We start from the raw sequence: 18,378 nt of genomic DNA on the forward strand, positions 1-18,378 counted from the left end.
TTTCCGGCAAAATGAAGAGCGGGCATTGATTTGGGCGAGGTGAAGAGGATCAACCTGGCGCTTCAGGGCGGGGGGGCGCATGGCGCCTTTACCTGGGGGGTGTTGGATGTGCTGTTGCAGGATCCGGGGATAGAGATTGCCGGTCTTTCCGGAACATCCGCGGGGGCCATGAATGCCGCGGCGCTGAAGGCCGGTCTTTTGGAAGGCGGCAGACAGGCGGCGCGGGCGAATCTGGACTGGCTTTGGGGCCAGTTGGGCGCGGTTACGGCGCCCGGCATGGCCGAGTGGATGGCGGGGCTTGGTCCGGGAGCCGGGGCGGTGAGCCGGTTGCTGGAACAGTCCTGGCCGTTCCAGGTGGCGGACATGGCGCAGCGGATGACGACGCCATATCTGTATGGGCCCTTCTATGCGCATCCGCTGCGGCGGGTGGCGGAGCAGTTCCGGTATGACAGGGTGTGCGCCGGGGCCGGACCCAGGCTGTTCATTTGCGCCACGAATGTGCGCAGCGGCAAGGCGCGGGTGTTTTCGGGGGCGGAGATTTCGGCGGGGGTGCTGCTGGCATCGGCCTGTCTGCCAACCATGTTCCAGGCGGTCGAGATCGACGATCCACAAACAGGAAAGCGCGAAGCGTTCTGGGACGGGGGGTATACGGGCAATCCGGCGCTGTGGCCGTTGTTTGACCGTGAATTGCCCGAAGACGTGGTGATCGTGAACATCAATCCGTTGCGGCGCGAGGCTTTGCCGGTGACGCCGCAACAGATCGCCAATCGGGTGAACGAGATCAGTTTCAACGCCGCGATGATGAGCGAATTGCGCGCCATTGCCTTTGTGCGCCGCCTGATCGCGCAGGGCACGTTGTCGCGCAACGACATGCGCGAGGTCAAGGTGCACATGATTTCAGATGATGCGTTGATGACGGACTTGTCGGTGGCCACCAAGACCACGCCGATTGCCTATGTCATGGCGGTGCTCAAGGCGGCCGGGCAGGCGGCGGCGCGTGACTTTCTGGCGGCCCATCGCGACGATCTGGGCGTGCGGGGCACGGTGGATCTGGAGGCGACCTACGGCTGAAGGATCATGGCTGTGGCGGTTTGGTGGGGTCTTTCGGGTTGGGGTAGACCAGTCCGGCGGAAATCACCAGCTTGGCCGCGTCTTCGACCGACATGCTGAGTTCGATGACATCGTCTTTGGGAAAGAACAGCAGGAACCCCGAGGTCGGGTTGGGCGTTGTCGGAACAAAGACGCTCATCAGCTGGCTGGACGTGGCGGCGGTTTGGGAAACTTCGCCCTTGGCATTGGTGGAGATGAAGCCGATGGCCCAGATGCCGCGGCGCGGATATTCGATCAGGCAGGCTTTTTCAAAGCTGCGTTCAGTCTGGGCAAAGACCGTTTCGGCGATCTGTTTGGCGCCGGAATAGATTGACCGCACCACGGGCATGCGATTGACCAGCCCTTCGCCCCAGAGGATCAGCGAGCGCCCGATCAGACCCTTGGCGATCCAGCCCACGATGATGGTGAAGATCAGGAAGATGATCACGCCGACGCCGCGCAAGTTGATGCCGATGTATTTTTCCGGCTGGATTGTCTCTGGAACCAGCGGCAGGACAAACCCGTCGACCCAGCCTATCAGTGTCCAGATCAGCCAGATCGTCAGCCCGATGGGCAGGATCACCACGATACCGGTGAAGAAGCTGGAGCGCAGCCCGCCGAAAAATCCGGTGCGGTGTTTTGGGGGCGGTTGTTCGTCGAACGGGGTGGTCATTGGAGTGTATCCGATAAGGCTCTCACTCCATACGGCTTTCGCCGGGCCTGATCAACGGGGATTGCGCCGCAGTCAGCCCTGAGACCGGAGTGTGGCGATTTGCGCGGCAATCTCGGCGCCAAGGCGGGCATTGTTACGCACCAGTGCGATATTGGCGGTCAGCGATTGTCCGTCCGTGAGTTCGAAGATGCGTTGCAGAAGGAAGGGGGTGACGGCCTTGCCGGTGATACCCTGGCTGGCGGCCTCGGCGGTGGCGCGGGCGATGACGGGCGCGAGCGTATCGGCGGGGATTTCATCCGCCTCCGGGATCGGGTTGGCGATCAGCTGGCCGCCGGGCAGGCCAAGGCGGGCCCGCATGAGATGGGCGCGGGCGATGTGGTCGGGCGTGTCCATGCGCAGCGGCGCATCAAGCGGTGAGCGGGCGGACCAGAAGGCGGGAAAGCTGTCTTGCCGGTAGGCGATCACCGGCACGCCATTGGTTTCCAGCACTTCCAGCGTTTTTGGAATGTCGAGAATGGCCTTGGCCCCGGCGGCCACCACCGTGACGGCGGTTTGGGCCAGTTCGGTCAGGTCTGCGGAGATGTCGAAACTGTCGCCGGCCCCCTTGTGCACGCCGCCAATGCCGCCGGTGGCGAAAACATCGATCCCGGCAAGGCGCGCGGCGATCATGGTGGCGGCAACGGTGGTGGCGCCGGTGCGCCCCTGGGCCATGCAGACGGCGAGATCGGCGCGGCTGAGCTTGGCGGCGTCTTGCGATTGCGCCAGGCCGTCAAGCTGATCGTCGGTCAGGCCGGCGTGCAGGGTGCCATTCAGCACGGCGATGGTGGCGGGCACCGCGCCATTTGCCCGAATGTCGGATTCGACCCGTCGCGCGACCTTCAGGTTTTGCGGAAATGGCATTCCATGGGTGATGATCGTGCTTTCCAGCGCCACGATGGGCGTGCCGTTGGCGCGGGCCTCGGCCACGGCGGGAGAAAGGGTTATGGGGGTCATGTGGCGTGTTCTCCGGAAACATAGGTGGCGGCGGCGTTGAGCGCGCGGGTGAGGGCCTCGTCGCGCGCGCAACCGGCGGCCTCGGCGGCAATATGGGCCGCCATGAACGTATCCCCCGCGCCGGTGACACGGGTGACAAGCACGGCGGGCGGGGTTTGGGTAAGGATGCCATCGATCGTGGCGTCGGAGGCGGATTTTCCGCCATCGGTGACAAGGGCGCGCAGAGCGCCGCGTTTGAGCAGGGCTTCGGCGGCGGCGTGGGACGTGGCGAATTCGGTCTGGCAGAGCAGCCCGGCCTCTTCGAGATTGACGTACAGCACGGCGCGCGGATGGGCCAGGAACGGTTGCAGGCGTTCGGCCTTGCCGGGCGAGGCCGGGGCCACGCGCAGATCGGCGGCGGCAAAGAGCGGCGACCGCGCGATCTGTTCGAGAAGGCGGCGCGTGAGGTTGCCGTCCAGGGCGATGAAGCCGGGATAGGGTGTGGATTGCGATCCCAGGGTGCCGTCGGCGAGAGGTTGCAGGATACGATCGCCTGCGGCTTCGAGCGAGTGGGCGTCGGCAATGGCGGCGATCAGGCCGTTGGCGCCCTCGACGGCCATGTATTTGTCGGTGGGAAGGTCGGCCGAGCGGTAGACGTAATCGGTGATCATGCCCAGTTCGTCACAGGCGCGCATCATTTCGTGGCCCTCATCATCCTGGCCGATGGCCGAAAGCAGGGCGGGGCGCAGGCCGAAACGCGCCAGTGTCATGGCGATGTTCATGGCCACGCCGCCGGGCAGGCGCGTGATGCGGCCGGGCACGTCAGAGCCTTGCCGCATGTGGCTGGGTGCGCGGCCGATCACGTCCCACAGGACGGAACCGATGCACAGGATATCGGGATCACGTGTCATGGTCTGGTTGTGGCGGGTTGGCGGGGGCTTGGCAAGTGGTGGGGCGGGTTGCCGGGCGCGGGATGGCGCTTTGGAATCAGGCGAAGGCGGCGCGCAGGGTGGCGAGGGCGGCGACGGGATCTTCGCCGCGCCAGATTTCTTCGCCAATCCCGAAAAAATCGGTGACAGGGGCAAGTGTGCGGATGATCGTCTCGTCCAGCGCGCCTTCGGCGACAACCGGGACTTCGATCACTTGCGACCACCATTCGAACAGGGCATGTTCGGCGATCGTGCCGTCGCCCAACGGTGTGCGTCCCACGGGGCCGAAGCTGACATAGTCGCAGCCCAGTTCGCCCGCTGTCATTCCGTCATGGCGGGAGGCGCCGCAGAAGGCACCGACAATTGCGTCATTGCCGAGATCCTTGCGGATTTTGCGCACCAGACGAGAGCCGTCCGTCAAATGCACGCCATCCAGGCCGAGACGTTCGGCAAGCAGCACGTGTTCGCTGATGACCACGGCCACGTCGCGTGCGTGGCAGGTTTCGCGCACCGCGTCCGCCGCGCGGCTGAGCCGGTCTTCGTTGCGGGTGGCAAGTGCCAGGCGGACACAGGCGATTTCGCCGGCGTCCAGGACGCGCCCGAGTTGGTCCGGGAAGCGGCTGAGCTCGATCTCGGGGGGGGTGATGAGATAGATCTGGGGCTGCTCGGTATCGGCCATCTTCGGGCTCCTTGAAGGGGGTCGCGCCGCTATAGCGCGGATTCGCGGGCTTGGCTACTTTGCCGGCATCGGTTCGACAAAATTCATGGCCAGCGCCATGACCCGGGCGCGGCGGGTGTCGTCGGCCATCAGATCGTCATCGACATCGACCATGCCGCCCATGGGGCGCCCGGTGAAGGCCATGGGCCCGGCGCCGGGGATGGCAAGGGCCGTGTCGTGGTTCTGTTTGCCGACACGGAACATGCCGCCGCCCTTGTGCACGCCGCACAGCATGTTGCCGTTGAGCATGAAGCAAAGCCCGCCGAACATCTTTTTTTCGGTGATGCCCGTGAGGTTGGCAAGATCGTCGCGCAGAAGGGCTGCGAGCCCGTCGTCATAGGCCATGGTGGGTGTCTCCGGTGGTGTGCAGGAGATTTTAGGCCTCCGGCGGGGATATTTACAGCCAAAAGAAGGGGCGGCGGGTTGTGTGCGGCCAAGGGCGGCGGTATCAGCGGCCACGTTTTTCGTGGAGAGAGTGATGCCGAGCGGAACCCCACAGCCTGCTTTTGTTCTGGTGCGCCCGCAGATGGGCGAGAATATCGGCGGTGCGGCGCGCGCGATGTGGAATTTCGGGCTGGACTGGATGCGGGTGGTGGCGCCGCGCGATGGCTGGCCCAATGAGCGGGCCGTGGCCCTGGCCAGCGGGGCGGGGCGGTTGCTGGATGAGGCGGTTCTGTGTGACACGACGGAGGCGGCGCTGCGCGACTGTCATTTCGTGTTTGCCACGACGGCGCGGGCGCGGGGGCTGACCAAGCCGGTGGTGACACCGGAGCGGGCCATGGAAATGGCCGCCGAAAAGATCGCGGCGGGCGACAAGGTGGCGGTGTTGTTCGGCCCTGAGCGGGCGGGGTTGGAAAACGACGATATCGCGCGGGCCAACGCGATCATCAATGTGCCCGTGAACCCGGATTATGCCTCGTTGAACCTGGCGCAATGCGTGTTGCTGACGGCCTATGAGTGGCGCCGGGCCAGCGCGGACATCGTTGCGGATCGGGTGGACATGGCCAGGACGGACTGGGCCAATGGTGCCGAAATGGAGGCGCTTCAGTCGCATTACGAAACGCGGCTTGACGAGGCGGGGTTCTTTTTCCCGCCCGAGAAGGCGGACGGTATGAAGATCAATCTGCGCAACATGTGGAGCCGGATGCCGTTGACGCGGGCGGATGTGCAGATACTGCATGGGGTGTTGCGCCAGATGGTGCGCTGGAAGGCGCGTGGCGATTAATCCTGTGAGGAGAGGTTGAAGCCGTGATGCGGCGTGCCTAATGTCGCGGGAAAAGTCAGGGGAGAGGCCATGAGCCGCAAGCGCAGCATTTTCGAAGAGGTGGGCGAGGACGGTCCCGGAGACGTTCCGGACTCCGTGGGCATGATCGACAAGGGGGTGCGCGGCGCGCGGCGCGGCATTCGTGCCTGGCTGATGGTGTTGTTTGCCATGGTCGTGGTGATGATCGCGGTTGGCGGGCTGACACGGCTGACCGAAAGCGGGCTTTCGATCACGGAATGGCGCCCGGTGACCGGGGCGATCCCGCCGATGAATGCGGCGGACTGGCAGGCGGAGTTCGACAAGTACAAGGAAATCGATCAGTGGCGCATCGAGAACCAGTGGATGACGCTGGCGGATTTCCAGTACATCTACTGGTGGGAGTGGGGCCACCGCCAGTTGGGTCGGATTGTTGGCCTGGTCTGGGCGTTGGGATTTGCGGGATTCATGATCGCCAGGCAGGTGCCGGCCGGCTGGAGCGGGCGGCTGTTGCTGATCGGAGCGCTTGGCGGCGTGCAGGGCGCCGTGGGCTGGTGGATGGTGGCCTCGGGGGTGACTTCGGGTGAAGACATGACCTCGGTCGCGAGTTACCGGCTGGCGGTGCATCTTGGGCTGGCCTTTGTGATCCTTGGATTTATCGGCTGGTACATCCTGACGTTGGGGCGCACGGAGCGTGATCTGATGCAGGCGCGCCGGGGCAGGGAGGCAAAGCTGTTTTCCATGTCGACCGGGCTTTTGCACGTGGCGTTTGTGCAAGTTCTTCTGGGCGCGTTGGTGGCCGGGATCGATGCCGGTCGGTCCTATACGGACTGGCCTTTGATGGGCGGGCAGGTGTTTGTGCCGGATGCGTTCATTCTCGAGCCGGTCTGGAAAAATTTCTTTGAGAACCCGGGGCTGGTGCAATTCGTTCACCGGGTCTGGGGCTATCTGTTCGCGATCTTTGCGGTGGTTGTCTGGCGGCGCGCGCGGGGATCGGCCAATGCGACAACGCGCCTTGGGTTCAATGCCGTGCTGGCGGCGGTGGCGGTGCAGGTGGGGATTGGCATCGTGACGGTTATTTATGCCGCGCCTGTGCAGATCGCGATCGTGCACCAGGTCATGGCTGTTCTTGTCTGGGCGCTGATTCTGCGGGCGCGGTTCCTGGCGTATTATCCGAAATCGAGCATGATCCGGGAGGGGTGACATGGGCGCCTATGATGATCTGATGGCCTTTACCGCGACGACGCAGGCGCTGGGGCAGGTGGCCGGGCGGCTGGGCTGGGACCAGGAAACGGTGATGCCGCGCGGGGCCGCGCCGCAGCGGGCCGAGGAAATGGCGGCGATGGAAACCGTTCTTCATGCGCGCCGGACCGATCCGCGCGTGGGGGAGTGGCTGGCCGCAATTGACGATGCGGGGCTGGATGAGGTGGGACGGGCGCAGATGCGCCATATCCGCAAGAGCTATGCCCGGACGATGAAGGTGCCGGCCGGGCTGGCCGCCGAGATTGCCCGCGTAACAAGCCGGGCGCAGGGGCAATGGGCGCAGGCGCGGGCGGATGAGGACGTGGCCGCGTTCCTGCCGGTGCTTGAAGAGGTTGTGGCGCTGAAACGGCAGGAAGGGCAGGCGCTGTCGGCGGGTGGCGATGTTTATGATGCCATGATCGACGATTACGAGCCGGAGATGACGGCGGCGCAACTGGCGCGGATGTTTGACGCGATGCGGCCCCGGTTGGTGGCGCTGCGCGAGGCGGTGCTGGCGGCGCGGGCGCCCAAGCCGTTGGAAGGGCATTTTCCGGCCAGGGTGCAAATGCAGATGACCCGGAAGCTGGCCAAGGCATTTGGTTATGATTTTCATCATGGGCGCGTGGACAAGGCGGTGCATCCGTTTTCGTCCGGGTCCGGGCTGGACGTTCGGATCACCACGCGCACGAGCGAGCTGGATCCGTTCAACTGTTTCTATTCGACCATTCACGAGGTTGGTCATGCCGCCTATGAGCAGGGGATTGACCGGGATTACCTGTTGACCCCGCTGGGGCAGGGCGTGTCGATGGGGGTGCATGAGAGCCAGAGCCGGATTTACGAAAACCAGCTGGGGCGCAGCCGGGCCTTTACCGGGTGGCTGTTCGGGCAGATGACCGAGGCGTTCGGCGATTTCGGGATTGCCGGCCCGGAGGCGTTTTATGCCACGGTCAACCGGGTTCATGACGGATATATCCGGACCGAGGCGGATGAGGTGCAGTATAATCTTCATATTATGCTGCGGTTCGATCTGGAGCGGGCGTTGATGGGCGGCGATCTGGCGGTGGCGGATCTTGAGGCGGCCTGGAACGACCGGTTCGCGGCCGATTTCGGCTATGCGGTGGACAAGCCGAGCAACGGGATCTTGCAGGATGTGCATTGGTCGGTGGGGCTGTTTGGCTATTTTCCGACCTATGCGTTGGGCAATGTGTATGCCGGGTGTCTGCATGAGGCTCTGCGGGGGGCCGTACCGGGGTTGGATGCGCAACTGTCCGGTGGCGACACTTCGGCGGCGACCGCGTGGTTGCGGGACAGGCTGCAACGCCATGGCGGGTTGCGCGCCCCGGCGGAGACCATCGCCCATGCCAGCGGCATGGCGCCGTCGCCCGAGCCGTTGCTGGCCTATCTGGAAGAGAAGTTCGGCGCGCTTTATCGGCTTTGAGCGTTGTCGGGAGGTGCGCCCCCGAGGGCGCGCCGTATATGCGCCTTTGGCGCCGGTGGGGCGCTGCCCCGTCGCAGCGGCGCTGCGACTCCCCGGAGTATTTCGGGCAAAATGAAGGTGGACGGTCGCGGCGGGTGCCCAAGCGGCGGCACTGAGGGCGCCGGGGGCGCCGGGGGGATGCCGCAGGTTTCGCGCGGAGGGGGGCCGGGCGCGATTAGCGCAGGGTGCAGATCATGGCCTTGCCGTCGGCGCGGGTGACGGTGAGTGTGCCATCGGCGTTGCGCTTGACGATCCGTTCCGCCCCATAGCCGTCCGAGCTGAGCCGCCCATTGGCGGTGATGTCATATTCGGCCTCGACCGTCTTGCCCCGTACCACGGCGCGATAGGGGATGGTTTTGGCATCCGGTGCGATTTTGGCGATGTGCCATTCCAGGGGGATCTGGCCCTGAACGCAGTCAAAGCCTTGTCCGCTGAGGAGGGATAGCAGGTCGGCGCCGGTGATCTCTTCGGCCATTGCGGGCGGGGCGAGGGCGACCAGAAACAGGGGCAGTGCAGGCAGCAGGGTGGACTTCATCGGGGGCCTCGTGGTTCCGGGGGCAAGGGGCGCCCCCGGAGCATTTGTCAGCTTTCGGGGCTGTTGGCGCCTTGACTTTCGTCACCTTCCTGCTGTTCGGCAATCCGTGCGACCGAGACCACTTCTTCGCCGCGCCCGGTGTTGAAGACGCGCACGCCCCCGGCGCTGCGGGAGCGGAAGGAGATGCCATCGACCGGCACACGGATGGATTGCCCCTTGGATGTGGCAAGCATGATCTGATCGCTCAGTTCGACGGGGAACGACGCCACAAGCTGACCGCCGCGCATGGCCTTGTCCATGGCTGCCACGCCCTGTCCGCCGCGCCCGCGCACGGGGTAATCATGGCTGGAGCTGAGTTTGCCCGCGCCCTGGGCAGTGATGGTGAGGATCAGGTTTTCGGCGGCCGACATTTCGGCATAGCGCGCCTGAGGCAATTCGCCGGCGGGCCCGTCTTCCTCTTCGCTGTCATCTTCGGTCACGCCCGCGACGAGGCGGCGCATCTTGAGATAGGCGGCGCGTTCCTCGGCGCTGGCGTCGAAGTGGCGGATCACCGACATGGAGACCACGCGATCCTTGCCGGACAGGCGAATGCCGCGCACACCGGTGGATTTGCGCCCCTTGAAGACGCGCACTTCGGTTGTCGGGAAGCGGATCGCGCGCCCCGCATTGGTGACAAGCATGATGTCATCGTCTTCGGAGCAGATGCGCGCGTTCACCAGTTCGACACCGTCGGGAAGGTCCATGGCGATCTTGCCATTGCGCATCACGTTGGTGAAATCGGACAGCGCGTTGCGGCGCACGTCGCCGGCACTTGTGGCAAAGAATATCTGGAGGTCGGCCCAGTCTTCTTCGGGCACGTCAACCGGCATGATCGCGGCGATCGATACGCCCTGCGGGATCGGCAGGATGTTGACGATGGCCTTGCCCTTGGACGTGCGTCCGCCCAGCGGCAGGCGCCATGTCTTGAGCTTGTAGGCCATGCCGTCCGTGGTGAAGAACAGAAGCTGCGTATGGGTATTGGCCACGAAAAGCGTGGTGACGACATCCTCTTCCTTGGTAGCCATGCCCGACAGACCCTTGCCGCCGCGTTTCTGGGCGCGGAAATCGGTCAGGCGGGTGCGCTTGATGTAGCCGCCAGACGTGACGGTCACGACCATGTCTTCGCGCTCGATGAGGTCTTCGTCTTCCATGTCGCCGGACCAGTCGCTGATTTCGGTGCGGCGGGGCACGGCGAACTGGTCCTTGACCTCTTGCAGCTCATGGGAAATCAGCTCCATGATGCGTTCGCGCGAGCCAAGGATTTCCAGATATTCCTTGATCTTGCCGGCCAGATCTTCAAGTTCGCCGGTGACTTCCTTGACGCCGATCTGGGTCAGGCGTTGCAGGCGCAGGTCAAGGATGGCGCGGGCCTGGATTTCGCTGAGATTATAGGTGCCGTCGTCGTTGACCGGGTGCAGCGGATCGTCGATCAGTTTCAGATAGGGCACGATCTCGCCCGCGGGCCAGCGGCGTTCCATCAGACGGGCGCGCGCCTCGGCGGCATCGGCGGAGGAGCGAATGGTGGCAACCACCTCGTCCACATTGCTGACAGCGACGGCCAGGCCGCACAGCACGTGGCTGCGTTCGCGGGCGCGGCGCAGATCATAAGCCGTGCGACGCGCAACAACTTCCTCGCGGAAGTCTATGAAAGATGTCAGAAATTTGCGAAGGGTCAGCTGTTCGGGGCGGCCGCCGTTCAGGGCCAGCATGTTGCAGCCAAAAGAGGTTTGCATCGGGGTAAAGCGGAACAGCTGGTTCAGCACCACCTCGGCGGTGGCATCGCGTTTCAGTTCGACCACCACACGGACGCCCTGACGGTCGGATTCGTCCTGGACATGGGCGATGCCCTCGATCCGTTTCTCGCGCGCGGCTTCGGCGATCTTTTCGATCATCGACGCCTTGTTCACCTGATAGGGGATCTCGTCGATGACAATGGCATAGCGATCCTTGCGGATTTCCTCGACCCGGGTCCTGGAACGGATGATGACGCTGCCACGGCCCTCCAGATAGGCCTTGCGCGCGCCGGAGCGGCCCAGAAGGATGCCGCCGGTGGGGAAATCGGGGCCGGGAACGTAGTGGATCAGCTGTTCGCTGGTCAGATCCGGATCGTCGATCAGGGCCAGGGTGGCATCAATCACTTCGCCCAGATTGTGGGGCGGGATATTGGTGGCCATGCCCACGGCGATACCGCCCGCGCCATTGACCAGCATGTTCGGAAAACGCGCCGGCAGAACCGTTGGTTCGCGGTCCTTGCCATCATAGTTGTCCTGGAAATCGACGGTTTCCTTTTCGATATCGGACAGCATGTACGCCGCCGGCTTGTCCATGCGCACTTCGGTATACCGCATGGCGGCGGGGTTATCGCCGTCCATCGACCCAAAGTTGCCCTGGCCGTCCAGAAGCGGCAGCGACATCGAGAAATCCTGTGCCATGCGTACCAGGGCATCGTAGATCGCGCTGTCGCCATGGGGATGGTATTTACCCATGACATCGCCAACCGGACGGGCCGATTTGCGATAGGGCTTGTCATGCCCGTTGCCGGTTTCGTGCATGGCATAAAGAATGCGCCGGTGCACGGGTTTGAGGCCGTCGCGCAGATCGGGAATGGCGCGGCTGACGATCACGCTCATCGCGTAATCGAGATAGGACGCGCGCATCTCCTCTTCGATCGTGACGGTCGGGCCGTCATGATGCATCCGCTCGTGGATCGGAGATTCGTCTTCGTTTTCAGGGGTTTCCGGCGTGTCGCTCAAGTCCTGTGCTCGCTTCTTTGTGGCGGTCCATATCTTGTTGTCATGGGTATATCAGAGGCTGGATATAGGGTGCAATGGCGCAGGGCTGTTGCGGTTGGCACTGATCGCTGTGAAGTGATAACACACTGTTTTTATTGAAAATTAAATTTGGACGCGGCATTCTGATTCCATCGAGAAGACAGGAGGCAAACGTGACGCAAATGTCCGAAACCGAAATGATGCTGAAAGGCTATGGGCTGACCACGGCGGAATTCTTTTATCATATGCCCGATCATGTTCACGTCCTGAACAGCTATGTCTGGCAGGACTACGATCTGGCGCCTGATCATCCGCGGCTGTTCGGGTTCATCGAATTCTGGCAGCGGGAACTGGACGGGCCATTGCATTCGGTGCGGTTTTCGCATCGCAAGATGATTTCGCCGGGGGAATGGCGCAATGTCGTGGGCGAGTTCCGGCTTCAGTAATCCGGCCTGTACGTGCTTGGCTTGATGTGCTGTGATACCGGGCTGGCGAATTGGCGCGGCGGCCCAGGGCACGAAATACTGGCGGTCGCCGGAGCTGAACTGACGTGACGTAGCGGCGGCGCAGAGCGTTTCGCGATCAGCGGGCGCTCTCGTATGCTGCCGTCAAACGGCGTCAGGAGAGAAAAAGCGATGCAGCGATTGTTGGTGGATCAGGGCGACATTACCCGGACAAAAGTGGATAGCGTGGATTCCCCGGCGCTGGCGGACGGGCAGGCGCGGGTGGCGCTTCGCCGGTTTGCGCTGACCGCGAACAACGTGACCTATGCCGCCGCCGGCCATGTGATCGGCTATTGGAAGTTTTTTCCCAGCGGTGTGGATGGACAGGGGCTGGTGCCGGTCTGGGGATTTGGCGAGGTGGTCGAAAGCAGATCAGAGGCGCTTGCGGTAAGCGAAAGGGTATACGGTTTTTTCCCGCTTGCCGGCGAGCTGGTGATGTTCCCGAAGGCCGTGGGCGAGGCCGTGGTCGAGGACGCCGCGCCGCACCGGGCCGATCTGCCACCGGTGTATAACCGCTATGTGCGAAGTGTCGCCGGGGCGGCGCATGACGAGGGCCTTCAGGCGTTGTTGCAGCCCTTGCTGGCCACGTCCTATCTGTTGTGTGACTGGTTGCAGGACAATGATTTTTTTGAGGCAGAACAAGTAATTGTGGGGAGCGCTTCATCCAAGACGGGATTAGGGCTATGCAAGTTTCTGGCCGAAATCAGCCCGCGCCCGGTGCGCATCGTGGGGCTGACATCGCAAGGCAACGCGGCATTTGTGAAAGGGCTGGGGGCCTGTGACAGCGTCCTGACCTATGACCGGATCGAGGATCTGGACACGGTGCCGTCAGTGTATGTGGACATGGCCGGAAACGCCGATGTCAAGGTGCGGTTGCATGCGCATCTGGACAGGCATTTGCGCCATTCCAGCGCGGTCGGCACCAGCCATTGGGACCGTTTTCAGCCCCGGCAGGAACTGGCCGGGCCACGACCGCAGTTTTTCTTTGCACCCGCACAGATCGAAAAGCGCCGGGCCGATTGGGGGCCGGGGGTGATCGAACGCAGGATCGGCGCGGCCTGGAAACGCATTGCGGGGGAGGCGGGCGAATGGCTGGATTTGCGAACTCACACCGGAATTGCGGTGGCTGCCGGGGTGTATGACGACCTGGCGCAGGGGCGCGCGGCACCGCGCGACGGACATGTGATCGAGCTGTGAGCGCGGGGGCGTCAGGCCGAACAGGACGCCCCGCCCAGCACACAGAACTTGGCGCAATGGGGGTGGTTGAGTTGAACCGGGCCTTCGGCCTCGCGCAAGGTTGTGCCAAGATCGAACTGCGGATCGTAAGGCAGCAACGTGCAGGCGATGACAGAGGGCGCGGCGGCGCCCTTGTGGCGCACCACCATGCGCGAGCTGGCGCACATGACATCCTTTGGCGATTTGCCCAGAATCCCCCAGCAGGCGGTGGTGATCTCGGGCACTTCGGCGGTTTCGTCCATTTCCGGAAACAGCACGGTTTGCGCCGGGTCTTGCGCGTCGATTTCAAAGCCGTGCCGGGCGTACAGGCGGGCGTATCCGGCGCGGGCGTCAGCCTGTGACTCGCCCCAGACGGTGCGCCCCGCGACAGTCATGCGGATGCCATTGTCGCGCAGCCAGGCCATGCCTTCGAGCGTTCGCGCGAAACTGCCCGCGCCGCGTTCCTTGTCGTGCAGCGCGGCGCTGTGATGATCCACGGAGACGCGCAATGTCAGCCGCCGCCCATGCGCGGCGTTCAGTTGCGTCAGCCCCTCTCGGATACGTTTGCGCATCATGGGTTGCATCGCGTTGGTCAGGATCAGAACCTCGTAGCCGCGATCCAGCGCGTGACGCGCCATTTCGATCATTTCGGGATTCATGAATGGTTCGCCACCGGTGAAACCGATTTCCCGCGCTCCCCAGTTCCGTTCGTCCAGCTGATCCAGAAAGTGATCCACCTCGGCCGCGGTCAGATAGACAAGCGCGTCATTGGTTGGCGAACTGAGGATGTAACAGTTCGTGCATTCGATATTACACAATGTTCCGGTATTGAACCAAAGGGTCTGCGGATCGCTGAGCGCAACATGGGCGCGTGTTTCACCCTTGGCGGTGATGAAAGGGTCAACGAACTTGCCGCAGTTGGTGTGGTCTTTCATGTCTTGTCGTTCCCGTTTTCCTTGTGCTTACCTAGCCAATCCATTGAAGCAGGAAAACAGGTGTGTCGCCGGCTGACACAGTTGTGAAGCCGGGTTGCGGTGATAGTATCGATATGATACCGAATACGTTAGCGCTAACGGAAGACGGTAGAGAAAGCGGAAAAGACGGAAAGCGATAACATGGACCGCGTGGGAACACGGGGGCCGCACAGGAAAGCGACAGGGCAAATGGTTTCGCGCACAATTCCGGTCGACGCGTTCGACCTGATCATTTTTGGCGGCACGGGCGATCTGGCACGCCGCAAGATTCTCCCGGCCTTGTTCAAGCGATTCTGTGCCGGGCAGATGCCGGCGCCGTCGCGTCTGATCGGTGCGGCACGTGCCGAAATGAGCGCGGCCGACTATCGTGAAATTGCGCGGGCCGCGCTGTTGGAATTTGCCGGCGAAGCGGCGCTGGACGATGCCTCTGTCACCGAATTCTGCCAGACACTTGAATATGTTGCGGTGGACGCACGGGACGGGCGGGGCTGGGATGACCTGTCCGCGATGCTGACGGATGGCCCGGTGCGCGCGTTCTATTATTCGGTTGGTCCGGGGCTGTTTTCGGATCTGTCCGCCCGGCTGCACAAACACGGGCTGGTGAATGCCGAAACGCGGATCGTGGTCGAGAAACCATTTGGGCACGATCTGGACAGCGCGCGCGGGCTGAACCGCGAACTGGCACAGCATTTCGATGAAAGTCAGATCTACCGGATCGATCACTACCTGGGCAAGGAAACCGTGCAGAACCTGATGGCGGTGCGGTTTGGCAACATGCTGTTCGAGCCGCTGTGGAACGCGCAGTATATCGACCATATCCAGATCACCGTGGCCGAAACGGTGGGCGTGGGCGGACGCGGCGAGTATTACGAGAACGCCGGGGCCATGCGCGACATGATGCAGAATCACCTGATGCAGCTGCTGTGTCTGATCGCGATGGAGCCGCCCGCCATGTTCGAACCGGACGCGGTGCGGGACGAAAAGCTGAAGGTTATCCGCGCGCTGGACGTGGTGCAGCCGCACCATATCGTGCGTGGCCAGTACACGGCGGCGGACGGCTATTCCAGCTATCGCGAGGATGTGGGCAATCCGCGCTCGAAAACCGAAAGTTTCATCGCGCTGAAATGCCACCTGAACAACTGGCGATGGGCGGGAACGCCGTTTTACCTTCGTACCGGCAAAAGGTTAAAGGAGCGTGACAGCGAGATCACGGTGGTGTTCAAGGACACGCCGCATTCGATTTTTGGTCCCGAGGCGGGGCGGCATCGCAACGAACTGACCATCCAGTTGCAGCCCGACGAGGGCATCACGCTGGGTGTGACGATCAAGGAGCCGGGTCCGGGCGGGATGCGGCTGATTGACGTGCCGTTGGACATGAGCTTTGCCGAGGCGCTGGGACCGGATGCCGACACGCCCGACGCCTATGAACGGCTGATCATGGACGTGATCCGGGGCAATCAGACGCTGTTCATGCGCAACGACGAGGTAGAAGCCGCCTGGGCCTGGACCGACCCGATCATCCGGGGCTGGGAAGCGCGGGGAGATGCGCCCAAACCTTATGATTCCTTTTCGGCCGGTCCGGACGACGCGGCCCTGCTGATGCGCCGGGATGGACGTGAATGGAGGGGGATTACCCATTGAAATTGAAAAGCTATCCTGATTTCGAGATGATGGCGATCGATGTCGCGAACGCGCTGGCCGACGATCTGGCCGAGGCGCTTCATCATGACGACCGCGCGCTGCTTGGGGTTGCGGGCGGCACCACGCCGGGGCCGGTTTTTGACGCGCTGAGCGCCGCAGACCTTGACTGGGAGCGGATCGACGTGATGCTGACGGACGAGCGGTGGGTGCCCGAGGATCACGAACGGTCCAACGCAAGGTTGATCAAGGAGCGATTGCTGGTCAACCGCGCCATGCCGGCGCGATTTCTGCCGCTTTATGCCCCGGCAAGGGCGCCCGAATCCGTGCTGGCCGATCTGGAGGCCATGATTGCACCGGCTTTGCCGATGGCCGCGGTTCTGTTGGGGATGGGGGCGGACATGCACACGGCCTCGTTGTTTCCCGGCTCTGACGGGTTGAGCGAGGCGCTGGCAACGGATGCGCCGATTCTGGTGCCGATACGCCGCGACGATCTGCCCGATACCCGTGTGACAGTGTCGGCGCGCGTGTTGGACGGGGCGGTGCGCAAGCATGTGCTGATACGTGGACAAGACAAGCGCCGTGCGCTGGAAATGGCGGCGGGTTTGTCGCGGGAAGAGGCGCCGATCCGGGCTGTTCTGAGTGGCGCGCAGGTTCATTGGTCGGAGTGATTGAGATGTGGAAGAAACTGGACGGGATGCGGGATGCGGCGCGGACGCGATCCATTGCGCAATTGTTCGAAGGCGACAGTGGGCGCGCGCGCGAATTTGCGCTGAATGTGGATGGTCTGCTGTTTGACTATTCCAAGACCAGCCTTGACGCAGAGGGACGGAATGCCCTGCTGGAGCTGGCCGGGGCAGCCGATGTTTGTGGCCGCCGCGCCGCGATGTTCGGCGGAGTCCGTATCAACGAGACAGAGGAGCGCGCCGTTCTCCACACGGCATTGCGCAATCTTGACGGAAGCGCTGTTGAACTGGATGGACAGGACGTGATGCCCGGCATCCGGGACACGCGTACCCGTATGGCGGCCCTTGCGCAAGCCGTGCGCGACGGCAGTTTTCCGGGCGATGGGGGCAGGATCAAGGATGTTGTAAATATCGGCATTGGCGGGTCCGATCTGGGCCCGGTGATGGCGGTGAAGGCCCTGGCGCCTTATCATGACGGGCCTAGATGCCATTTCATTTCCAACGTGGACGGCGCGGATCTGACCGACACGCTGGCGCCGCTGGACCCGCGCACCACGCTGGTTCTGGTTGCGTCAAAGACATTCACCACGCAGGAAACAATGTTGAATGCCCGTTCAGCCCTGAACTGGGCCGGAGGAAAAGACGCGCTGGGGCGGTTTGTGGCGATTTCGTCCGCAGTGGAGAAATGCGCCGAATTCGGGATCCCGCAAGAGCGTGTTTTCGGGTTCGGTGACTGGGTTGGCGGGCGGTATTCGGTTTGGGGGCCGGTCGGGTTTTCGCTGATGCTGGCCATCGGACCGGCGGCGTTCGAGAATTTCCTGGCGGGCGGGCAAGCCATGGATCGGCATTTCCGCGACGCACCGTTGGCCGCGAACCTGCCGGTCATGCTGGCGCTTGTCGGCTTGTGGAACCAGCAGGTCTGTGGCCATGGATCGCGTGCGGTTTTGCCTTATGAACAAAGGCTTGAGCGACTGCCGGCCTATTTGCAGCAGCTTGAAATGGAATCCAACGGCAAGAGCGTGTCGCTGGACGGCACGCCGCTGGACAGGGTTGCGGGACCGGTTGTCTGGGGCGAGCCGGGCACCAACGGGCAGCACGCGTTTTACCAGTTGATTCACCAGGGCAGGCAGGTTGTGCCCTGTGAGTTCATGATTGGCGTTGAAGGCCACGAGCCGGAACTGATCGAACATCACCGGGCACTGGTGGCGAATTGCCTGGCCCAGTCCGAGGCGCTTTTGAAGGGGCGCAGCGAGGCCGAGGCGCGCGCACAGCTGGAGGCGCAGGGGATTGGCGGCGCGAAGTTGACGCAGTTGTCGCGGCACCGCGTTTTCCCGGGCAACCGGCCTTCGACCACGCTGGTGTACCCACGTCTAACCCCTTATGTTCTTGGACAAATCATCGCCCTGTATGAACACCGTGTGTTTGTGGAAGGGGTGATCTATGGGATCAATTCGTTTGACCAATGGGGGGTGGAGCTGGGCAAGGAACTGGCGAACGGGTTGGTGCCGGCCATGACGGGCGGGCCGGTTCCCAAGGATGCCAGCGGTTCGACGAAAGCCTTGCTGGCGCATGTTCTGGGGCAGACGGGCTGAGGGCATCTGGAGCGGGTGAAGGGAATCGAACCCTCGTCGTCAGCTTGGGAAGCTGCTGCTCTACCATTGAGCTACACCCGCCGTG

Annotated in this window: 17 protein-coding genes and 1 tRNA gene; 9 read left to right on the forward strand and 9 right to left on the reverse strand. The window is 63.2% G+C overall.

Annotation, left to right across the window (positions count from 1 at the left end; genetic code table 11):
• Nucleotides 1–39: 39 nt before the first annotated feature.
• A complete protein-coding gene (locus I3253_RS12495; protein ID WP_197918010.1) occupies nucleotides 40–1,071 on the forward strand; it encodes a patatin-like phospholipase family protein in 1,032 nt (343 codons plus the stop codon).
• A 4-nt stretch (nucleotides 1,072–1,075) separates the two neighbouring features.
• Here the strand turns inward: I3253_RS12495 and I3253_RS12500 are convergent, their stop codons facing one another.
• The 5 genes from I3253_RS12500 to I3253_RS12520 all read right to left on the reverse strand — a co-directional run bounded on the left by I3253_RS12500 (nucleotide 1,076) and on the right by I3253_RS12520 (nucleotide 4,726).
• Nucleotides 1,076–1,762, reverse strand: a complete 687-nt coding sequence (locus I3253_RS12500) for a DUF502 domain-containing protein (RefSeq protein ID WP_197918011.1) — start codon at nucleotides 1,760–1,762, stop codon at nucleotides 1,076–1,078.
• A 72-nt stretch (nucleotides 1,763–1,834) separates the two neighbouring features.
• Nucleotides 1,835–2,755 carry a pseudouridine-5'-phosphate glycosidase gene (locus I3253_RS12505; RefSeq protein WP_197918012.1) on the reverse strand — a complete coding sequence of 307 codons (921 nt, stop codon included), beginning with the start codon at nucleotides 2,753–2,755 and terminating at the stop codon, nucleotides 1,835–1,837.
• Nucleotides 2,752–3,645 carry a PfkB family carbohydrate kinase gene (locus tag I3253_RS12510; RefSeq protein WP_197918013.1) on the reverse strand — a complete coding sequence of 298 codons (894 nt, stop codon included), beginning with the start codon at nucleotides 3,643–3,645 and terminating at the stop codon, nucleotides 2,752–2,754. The genes I3253_RS12505 and I3253_RS12510 overlap by 4 nt, the downstream gene beginning before the upstream one ends.
• A gap of 76 nt (nucleotides 3,646–3,721) precedes the next feature.
• Nucleotides 3,722–4,342, reverse strand: a complete 621-nt coding sequence (locus tag I3253_RS12515; RefSeq protein WP_197918014.1) for a thiamine phosphate synthase — start codon at nucleotides 4,340–4,342, stop codon at nucleotides 3,722–3,724.
• Nucleotides 4,343–4,396: 54 nt separating this feature from the next.
• Nucleotides 4,397–4,726, reverse strand: a complete 330-nt coding sequence (locus I3253_RS12520) for a TfoX/Sxy family protein (RefSeq protein WP_197918015.1) — start codon at nucleotides 4,724–4,726, stop codon at nucleotides 4,397–4,399.
• A 133-nt stretch (nucleotides 4,727–4,859) separates the two neighbouring features.
• Here I3253_RS12520 and I3253_RS12525 point away from each other — a divergent pair, with 133 nt between their 5' ends.
• The 3 genes from I3253_RS12525 to I3253_RS12535 all read left to right on the forward strand — a co-directional run bounded on the left by I3253_RS12525 (nucleotide 4,860) and on the right by I3253_RS12535 (nucleotide 8,301).
• Nucleotides 4,860–5,606: an RNA methyltransferase gene (locus I3253_RS12525; protein WP_197918016.1), complete on the forward strand. Its 747-nt coding sequence runs from the start codon at nucleotides 4,860–4,862 to the stop codon at nucleotides 5,604–5,606.
• 69 nt (nucleotides 5,607–5,675) lie between these two features.
• Complete coding sequence (gene ctaA / locus I3253_RS12530; RefSeq protein ID WP_197918017.1) at nucleotides 5,676–6,824, forward strand: heme A synthase; 1,149 nt, start codon at nucleotides 5,676–5,678, stop codon at nucleotides 6,822–6,824.
• 1 nt (nucleotide 6,825) lies between these two features.
• Nucleotides 6,826–8,301 carry a carboxypeptidase M32 gene (locus I3253_RS12535; protein WP_197918018.1) on the forward strand — a complete coding sequence of 492 codons (1,476 nt, stop codon included), beginning with the start codon at nucleotides 6,826–6,828 and terminating at the stop codon, nucleotides 8,299–8,301.
• A 214-nt stretch (nucleotides 8,302–8,515) separates the two neighbouring features.
• Here the strand turns inward: I3253_RS12535 and I3253_RS12540 are convergent, their stop codons facing one another.
• Nucleotides 8,516–8,875, reverse strand: coding sequence for a hypothetical protein (locus I3253_RS12540; RefSeq protein WP_197918019.1), 360 nt, complete (start codon nucleotides 8,873–8,875; stop codon nucleotides 8,516–8,518).
• A gap of 47 nt (nucleotides 8,876–8,922) precedes the next feature.
• Entirely contained in the window at nucleotides 8,923–11,667 is a 2,745-nt protein-coding gene (gene gyrA / locus I3253_RS12545) for a DNA gyrase subunit A (protein WP_197918020.1), read from the reverse strand.
• Between the two features lie 200 nt (nucleotides 11,668–11,867).
• Between gyrA and I3253_RS12550 the strand changes: the two genes are divergently transcribed.
• Both I3253_RS12550 and I3253_RS12555 read left to right on the forward strand, forming a co-directional pair.
• Nucleotides 11,868–12,131 carry an usg protein gene (locus tag I3253_RS12550; RefSeq protein WP_197918098.1) on the forward strand — a complete coding sequence of 88 codons (264 nt, stop codon included), beginning with the start codon at nucleotides 11,868–11,870 and terminating at the stop codon, nucleotides 12,129–12,131.
• Between the two features lie 189 nt (nucleotides 12,132–12,320).
• Nucleotides 12,321–13,385: a DUF2855 family protein gene (locus tag I3253_RS12555; RefSeq protein ID WP_197918021.1), complete on the forward strand. Its 1,065-nt coding sequence runs from the start codon at nucleotides 12,321–12,323 to the stop codon at nucleotides 13,383–13,385.
• A gap of 11 nt (nucleotides 13,386–13,396) precedes the next feature.
• Here the strand turns inward: I3253_RS12555 and I3253_RS12560 are convergent, their stop codons facing one another.
• A complete protein-coding gene (locus I3253_RS12560) occupies nucleotides 13,397–14,338 on the reverse strand; it encodes a radical SAM protein (RefSeq protein WP_197918022.1) in 942 nt (313 codons plus the stop codon).
• Between the two features lie 228 nt (nucleotides 14,339–14,566).
• On the opposite strand from I3253_RS12560, the gene zwf reads away from it, so the two are divergent.
• From zwf to pgi, 3 genes are read left to right on the forward strand one after another with little or no spacing between them, the layout of a single operon-like run.
• Nucleotides 14,567–16,018: a glucose-6-phosphate dehydrogenase gene (gene zwf / locus I3253_RS12565; protein WP_197918023.1), complete on the forward strand. Its 1,452-nt coding sequence runs from the start codon at nucleotides 14,567–14,569 to the stop codon at nucleotides 16,016–16,018.
• Nucleotides 16,015–16,686 carry a 6-phosphogluconolactonase gene (gene pgl, locus I3253_RS12570; RefSeq protein WP_232237028.1) on the forward strand — a complete coding sequence of 224 codons (672 nt, stop codon included), beginning with the start codon at nucleotides 16,015–16,017 and terminating at the stop codon, nucleotides 16,684–16,686. Before zwf ends, pgl begins: the two co-directional genes overlap by 4 nt.
• 5 nt (nucleotides 16,687–16,691) lie before the next feature.
• Nucleotides 16,692–18,293, forward strand: a complete 1,602-nt coding sequence (gene pgi, locus I3253_RS12575; protein ID WP_197918025.1) for a glucose-6-phosphate isomerase — start codon at nucleotides 16,692–16,694, stop codon at nucleotides 18,291–18,293.
• A gap of 7 nt (nucleotides 18,294–18,300) precedes the next feature.
• On the opposite strand, the gene I3253_RS12580 is transcribed toward pgi, so the two are convergent.
• Nucleotides 18,301–18,374: transfer RNA gene (locus I3253_RS12580), tRNA-Gly, on the reverse strand.
• Between the last annotated feature and the right edge of the window lie 4 nt (nucleotides 18,375–18,378).

This window comes from Thiosulfatihalobacter marinus, from assembly GCF_016019955.1.
Classification (GTDB): domain Bacteria; phylum Pseudomonadota; class Alphaproteobacteria; order Rhodobacterales; family Rhodobacteraceae; genus Shimia; species Shimia marinus_A.

What these genes read in the sequence shown, in the direction of transcription:
- I3253_RS12500 (WP_197918011.1), bottom strand. Translation starts at nt 1,762, where the DNA reads ATGACCACCCCGTTCGACGAACAACCGCCCCCAAAACACCGCACCGGA.
- I3253_RS12505 (WP_197918012.1), bottom strand. Translation starts at nt 2,755, where the DNA reads ATGACCCCCATAACCCTTTCTCCCGCCGTGGCCGAGGCCCGCGCCAAC.
- I3253_RS12510 (WP_197918013.1), bottom strand. Translation starts at nt 3,645, where the DNA reads ATGACACGTGATCCCGATATCCTGTGCATCGGTTCCGTCCTGTGGGAC.
- I3253_RS12515 (WP_197918014.1), bottom strand. Translation starts at nt 4,342, where the DNA reads ATGGCCGATACCGAGCAGCCCCAGATCTATCTCATCACCCCCCCCGAG.
- I3253_RS12520 (WP_197918015.1), bottom strand. Translation starts at nt 4,726, where the DNA reads ATGGCCTATGACGACGGGCTCGCAGCCCTTCTGCGCGACGATCTTGCC.
- I3253_RS12525 (WP_197918016.1), top strand. Translation starts at nt 4,860, where the DNA reads ATGCCGAGCGGAACCCCACAGCCTGCTTTTGTTCTGGTGCGCCCGCAG.
- ctaA (WP_197918017.1), top strand. Translation starts at nt 5,676, where the DNA reads ATGAGCCGCAAGCGCAGCATTTTCGAAGAGGTGGGCGAGGACGGTCCC.
- I3253_RS12535 (WP_197918018.1), top strand. Translation starts at nt 6,826, where the DNA reads ATGGGCGCCTATGATGATCTGATGGCCTTTACCGCGACGACGCAGGCG.
- I3253_RS12540 (WP_197918019.1), bottom strand. Translation starts at nt 8,875, where the DNA reads ATGAAGTCCACCCTGCTGCCTGCACTGCCCCTGTTTCTGGTCGCCCTC.
- I3253_RS12550 (WP_197918098.1), top strand. Translation starts at nt 11,868, where the DNA reads ATGTCCGAAACCGAAATGATGCTGAAAGGCTATGGGCTGACCACGGCG.
- I3253_RS12555 (WP_197918021.1), top strand. Translation starts at nt 12,321, where the DNA reads ATGCAGCGATTGTTGGTGGATCAGGGCGACATTACCCGGACAAAAGTG.
- I3253_RS12560 (WP_197918022.1), bottom strand. Translation starts at nt 14,338, where the DNA reads ATGAAAGACCACACCAACTGCGGCAAGTTCGTTGACCCTTTCATCACC.
- zwf (WP_197918023.1), top strand. Translation starts at nt 14,567, where the DNA reads ATGGTTTCGCGCACAATTCCGGTCGACGCGTTCGACCTGATCATTTTT.
- pgi (WP_197918025.1), top strand. Translation starts at nt 16,692, where the DNA reads ATGTGGAAGAAACTGGACGGGATGCGGGATGCGGCGCGGACGCGATCC.